This is a genomic window from Cetobacterium sp., from assembly GCF_048470075.1.
Lineage (GTDB): Bacteria > Fusobacteriota > Fusobacteriia > Fusobacteriales > Fusobacteriaceae > Cetobacterium_A.
Genome location: NZ_DBGBQB010000379.1, coordinates 1 through 2,106, shown reverse-complemented (window position 1 = coordinate 2,106; position 2,106 = coordinate 1). Strand labels below are relative to the sequence as shown.

The 2,106-nt window shown below is 27.2% G+C and carries 3 protein-coding genes; 2 read left to right on the top strand and 1 reads right to left on the bottom strand.

All coding sequences use genetic code 11. From position 1 onward, the window contains the following. Positions 1–179 precede the first annotated feature (179 nt). Positions 180–1,268 (bottom strand): replication initiator protein A, encoded by a 1,089-nt coding sequence (locus ACMOUI_RS13115; protein ID WP_418966144.1) that lies wholly within the window; start codon positions 1,266–1,268, stop codon positions 180–182. Between the two features lie 212 nt (positions 1,269–1,480). Here ACMOUI_RS13115 and ACMOUI_RS13110 point away from each other — a divergent pair, with 212 nt between their 5' ends. Both ACMOUI_RS13110 and ACMOUI_RS13105 read left to right on the top strand, forming a co-directional pair. After that, a complete protein-coding gene (locus ACMOUI_RS13110) occupies positions 1,481–1,675 on the top strand; it encodes a hypothetical protein (RefSeq protein ID WP_418966143.1) in 195 nt (64 codons plus the stop codon). Between the two features lie 105 nt (positions 1,676–1,780). After that, complete coding sequence (locus ACMOUI_RS13105; protein ID WP_257164332.1) at positions 1,781–1,915, top strand: hypothetical protein; 135 nt, start codon at positions 1,781–1,783, stop codon at positions 1,913–1,915. Positions 1,916–2,106 lie beyond the last annotated feature (191 nt).

Below are 2,106 nucleotides of genomic sequence, written 5' to 3'. Positions count from 1 at the left end.
ACCTTTCTGAAGTTCTATGTAACTATTTAATGGGATTTTCTTATCCCATTTATTTTTAGTTTTTCCATAAGGTAAGTCTAAAATAATTAAATCTAATTTTATTTCTTGCTTAGCTAAAGAATCTAAAACTTCAAAGCAATTATCGTTATAAATTTTATATCGTTCTTCTTGGAACATAACTAAGCTCCTTTTTCCAATAGATAATACTTTTCTAAAATTTCAAACTTAGTTTTAGTTCTGGCCATAATTTTAGCAACAGTTACCCCATATTGCTCTACAGCTAATTGGTATGCATCATCATCAATTTTTTTCTTTTCTGAGTCGCTTAAAACTTGATATATCCCTTGCAATCTATCAATTTTAGCTGTGTATTCCTCTTTAGCTTCCTTAGCTTCTATTGTGCTGTCTATGGCTTCAGAATTAAACTTATGTCCTCTTGCTGTAGGTGTAGTGCTGATATTCTTTTCAGTTGAATATGTTATATCTTTCAATGTCCAATTCTCTTCTAAAGCCTTGTAAATAAAGCCAATTCCTTTTTGAGATTTAGTTGCATAATTAACAACCTCTTTGATTCTTTCAAGAGATAGACCTATATTTTCAACTAAGAACATGATGTTTTTACAAGTTGGTATATCTTTTACGTTCTCAAGTAAATATTTTTTAATCTCTTTTATATTTTTTTCAAAAGAACTACTACTAACTTTTTCAGGTTGGTTAGTATCTTGGTCTTTATAATTTATATTATCTTGGTTAGTAGTAGTTATTATTAAATTATTATGATTATAGTTATTATTATTAGAGTCTAAATTTTTAGACTTCTGTGAGTCTAATTTTTCGGACTTCTGGAGTTCAATTTTTTGTACTTCTGTACATTCGACTATTTTTTTAGACTTCTGAGTTTTTTCATATTTATCTAATTTTTCAGTCGACTGTAAAACATTAGTTAAATAGAATTTGCTTGATGTACTATATCCCTTTTTTTGAATAATTAAATTTAAATCTCTAAGCTCATTTAAAGCTGTCGATATAGTTCCTTTACTCTTAATTCCTAAAATAGTCATTAATTCTGGATATGAATACTTTAAATAGACATCTCCTTCTTTATCTATCCAACCGTTATATGAAGATAATTTTAATCTATCAAATAACTCTACATAAACTTTAAATGTTGATTGACTTATTTTCTTTTCAACAAACAAACTCCATACAGATCTAGGAATCTGTAAATGATAAAAATAGTCTAAATCTTCTTTTTTTATTGCTCTCATCTCTTCCTCCTCTAAAAGCTAGGAAACCGCCAAGTGACCTAGTCTTTTTATTTCTTTATAGATACCACCTACCAGTAAGGTCACTTGGCTTTCTAGTAGGTAGCACATATAAAAAAATAATTTTTTCATTGCGTATCTTAAAAAAATCTATTATAAATAAATTAGAACTAATAAAACTTTTACCCCCGTAATTGAAAGGAGCATTATTTACTATGAAATTTTATATTAACACTAAAACTTGTGAAGTTCACAGATACTACTGCGAACATATTAAAAACTCTGATGTTATTGAATTAGGAGATTATCCATCATCTTACCGAGCTATTGAATCAGCTAAAAAATTGGGTTATCAAAAAGCTAAAGGATGTTCTCGTTGCTGCCCACAAGTTACTCTAAAAAGTAGTTAATCAATATTAAAAAATCTCTTAAGCTAGTGATAAAACTAGCTTTTTTTATTTGGAGATTTGTTTTCAAAAAAGTTATAATATTCTATAGAAAGGAGGTGCTATTATATGGCTAAAAATCAAAGTGTTACTAACCAAAGGCAACAATGGCAAAGATTAGAACTAGAAATAATCAAACAAAAAATCTTTCTAACACTAAAAAAAAGCCATAGCCAAAGCAAGAAAAATAATAAAAAAATTTAATTCTTGCTCATATAGAACCTACTTAGCAGTAATAAATTTCTTATTACTGCTTTTTATCTTTTAAGAATATAATTAAAGAAAAAATAAATACTCTTCTTTAAAGAAACTTTTTTCCATAAACTATATGATAATTTTATTTTCTCTATCTTCTCACCTCCTTGAAATCTCATTAATCTGGTTTTATAATCAGT